We start from the raw sequence: 3,229 nt of genomic DNA on the forward strand, positions 1-3,229 counted from the left end.
CCTGATCGTCGCCGCCCCGCTGATCGTCGGGGCGCTCGCGCCCGGACTGCCCGACCCCGGGCTCGCGATCGACTGCACGCGGCTGACCGGGACCTGCGTCCTGACCTTCGCCCTGGTCGGCTACTGCTCGGCGGCGCTCCGCGCGCACGGCTCGTTCCTGCCACCGGCCACCATCTACGTGGCGTACAACGCCGGCATCATCGGCACCATCCTGCTGCTCCGCGAGCCGTGGGGCGTGCGCTCGGCCGCCGCCGGGGTCGCCGTCGGCGGGATCCTGATGGTCCTCGTCCAGGCCCCCTCGCTCATCCGGGAGCTGCGCGCCCGCCCCGTCCCCATGCGGGAGCCCGAGGCGCTCACGCCGGCCTCCACCGGTGAGGGCCGCATCCTGGTCCTCGGTCTGATCGCGCCCGTCGTCGCGTTCTCGCTCTCCCGCCAGTCCCAGACGCTGATCGAACGCTTCCTCGCCTCACCGCTGCCCGCCGGCGCCATCTCGCATCTGAACTACGCGCAGAAGGTCGCGCAGATGCCGATGATCCTCTCCCTGATGCTGTGCACGGTCAGCTTTCCCGTGGTCGCCCGCGCCCTCGCGGCGGGCCAGACGGAGGCGGCCCGCCGCCGCGTCGAGCGGGACCTGCTGCTCGCCGCCGTCGTCGTCCTCGTCGGCGCCTCGACGGTGATCGCGGCCGCACCCCGGATCGTCGAGCTGCTCTTCGAACGCGGCGAGTTCACCCGTGCCGACACCGTCGCCACCGCCGCCGTCATGCGGGTCTACGCCCTCGGGCTGCTCGGCCAGACGATGGTGGGCGCCCTGGTCCGCTGCTACTTCTCCGCCGCGCGCCCGCTCTGGTACCCGGCCGCCGCGATGGCCGCCGGGCTCGTCACCACCGCCGCCGCCGGTGTCCCGGGCGCCCACTACTGGGGCGCCGTCGGCATCGCCGCCGCCAACGCCCTCGGCATCACCCTGACCGCGGTCCTGCTGCTGCGCGGCGCGCACCGGCAGGCCGTACCGGTCCGCGTCGACCGGCTCGGCGAGGGTCTGCTCCGGCTCGCCACCGCGGGCGCGTGGGCCACCGGCGCCGGCTGGCTGTGCCAGCTCGCGATCGGCCCCGCCGCCCTCGCCGTCGCGGTGGCGGGCCTGGTCGTGATCGGTGTCTTCCTCATCTTCATCGCCTGCGCCGCCGAGGCGCCCGAGATTCCGCCCCTGCCCCGCTCCGCCTCCCGGAGGACCCCCCATGCCCGCCGCCACCGCGCTGAGCCGTCTGCTGCCGAAGCCGCCCCTGTGGATGAAGCCGCCCCCGTGGGTGGCGATGTACCACTCGATCACGGACACCGCTGACGATCCGTACCGGGTGACCGTCTCCCCCGTGCGCTTCGCCCGGCAGCTGCACTGGCTGGGCGACCGGGGACTGCGCGGGGTGTCGGTCCGGGAGCTGCTCGCCGCCACCGCGGAGGGGCGCGCCAAGGGGCTCGTGGGCCTGACCTTCGACGACGGCTACGCGGACTTCCTCGACTCGGCGCTGCCGCTGCTCCGCCGGCACGGCTTCACGGCTACGGTGTACGTCCTTCCGGGGCGGCTCGGCGGCGAGAACACCTGGGACACGGACGGCCCGCGCAAGCCGCTGCTCACCGAGGACGGCATCCGGCGCATCGCCGAGGCCGGCATGGAGATCGGTTCGCACGGGCTCACGCACGTGGCGCTCACCCAGGCCGACGACACGGAGCTCGCCGCCCAGACCCGGGAGAGCCGCGCGCTCCTGGAGGAGATGACCGGCACCACCGTCGAGGGCTTCTGCTACCCGTACGGGAAGGTCGACCCGCGGGTGATCCGCGCCGTGCGCAGGGCCGGTTACCGCTACGGCTGCGCGATCGACCCGGGGCAGCACACCGGCACGTACGCCCTGCCCCGGGTCCACATCGGCGAGGGCGACACCTCGTGGCGGCTCACCGCCAAGCGCCTCCTGCACCCGCTGCGCCGCCGTCACCCAGCCGACCTGATCCCCGCCCGGTACGGCCCCGCCGTGGTCGGTGCGTCATGAGGGTCCTGCATGTCATCACCGGGCTCGGCATCGGCGGGGCCGAGCAGCAGCTGCGGCTCCTGCTCCGCCATCTGCCGGTGCGGAGCGAGGTGGTCACGCTCACCAACCCCGGCGTCGTCGCCGCCGGCATCGAGTCCGACGGCACCCCCGTCACCCATCTGGGCATGACCGGCAACCGTGACATCGGCGCCCTCCCCCGCCTCGCCCGGATCGTCCGGCAGGGCCGCTACGACCTCGTCCACACCCACCTCTACCGGGCCTGTGTGTACGGCAGGACGGCGGCCCGGCTCGCGGGCGTGCGGCGCGTCATCGCCACCGAACACTCCCTCGGCGAGACCCAGATCGAGGGCCGGCCGCTCTCGGCGGGCACCCGCGCGCTCTACCTCGCGTCCGAGCGGCTCGGCACCTCCACGGTCGCCGTATCCCCCAGCGTCGCCCGTCGGCTCGCCGACTGGGGGGTGCCGCCGGACCGCATCCGGATCGTCCCCAACGGCATCGAGACCGGCCGCTTCGCCTTCGACGCCCGCGCCCGCAGCCTCGCCCGGGGCGCCCTCGGACTCCCCGAGGACGCCCATGTCGTCGGCGGGGTGGGGCGCCTCACGCCCGGGAAGCGGTTCGAGCGGCTCGTCCGGGCCGTGGCCTCGATCCCCGACGTCCGGCTGCTCCTCGTCGGCGAGGGCGAACAGCGCGCGGAACTCCTCCGGGTGGCCCGCGAGTACGGGGCCGCCGACCGGGTCCTGCTCGCCGGGGCCTGCGAGGACCCGCCGAGCACCGGCCGGCCCGGCTCCTCGCTGCCCGAACTCCTCGCCGCCATGGACGTCTTCGTGTCCACCTCCCCCGACGAGACCTTCGGGCTCGCCGTCGTCGAGGCCCTCGCCGCCGGGCTCCCCGTCCTGTACGTGGCGTGCCCGGCCATCGACGACCTGGCACCGGAGGCCGCGCCGGGGGCCCGCCGGATCGGCGAGTCCGTACCCGAGCTGATCTCCGCGCTGCGCGGCATCCACGACGCCCGGCCGGCCAGGTTCCCGCTGCCGGCCGCCGCCCGCCGCTACGACATCGCGCACAGCGCACAGCAGTTGATGTCCCTCTACGACCAGGCCGTCCACGGCACCCCCTCCCCCGCGAAGTGAGAGAGCCCGTCCCATGAACACCACCCCACGCCGCCCCCTCCTCCCCGCCGGCCTGCGCGCACC

General features: G+C 75.0%; 3 protein-coding genes. All 3 read left to right on the forward strand.

Translation table 11 applies throughout. The annotated features are described in order from the left end of the window. The coding region (locus tag AOK00_RS36255; protein ID WP_254047640.1) for a lipid II flippase MurJ at window positions 1-1,336 on the forward strand (1,336 nt) is incomplete at its 5' end. Next, window positions 1,233-2,036: a polysaccharide deacetylase family protein gene (locus tag AOK00_RS36260; RefSeq protein WP_055604334.1), complete on the forward strand. Its 804-nt coding sequence runs from the start codon at window positions 1,233-1,235 to the stop codon at window positions 2,034-2,036. The genes AOK00_RS36255 and AOK00_RS36260, both read left to right, overlap by 104 nt. Beyond that, a complete protein-coding gene (locus tag AOK00_RS36265; protein ID WP_055604333.1) occupies window positions 2,033-3,166 on the forward strand; it encodes a glycosyltransferase in 1,134 nt (377 codons plus the stop codon). The genes AOK00_RS36260 and AOK00_RS36265 overlap by 4 nt, the downstream gene beginning before the upstream one ends. The last annotated feature ends 63 nt before the right edge of the window (window positions 3,167-3,229 follow it).

The sequence above is a fragment of the Streptomyces aureus genome (genome assembly GCF_001418135.1).
Taxonomy (GTDB): Bacteria; Actinomycetota; Actinomycetes; order Streptomycetales; family Streptomycetaceae; genus Streptomyces; species Streptomyces aureus_A.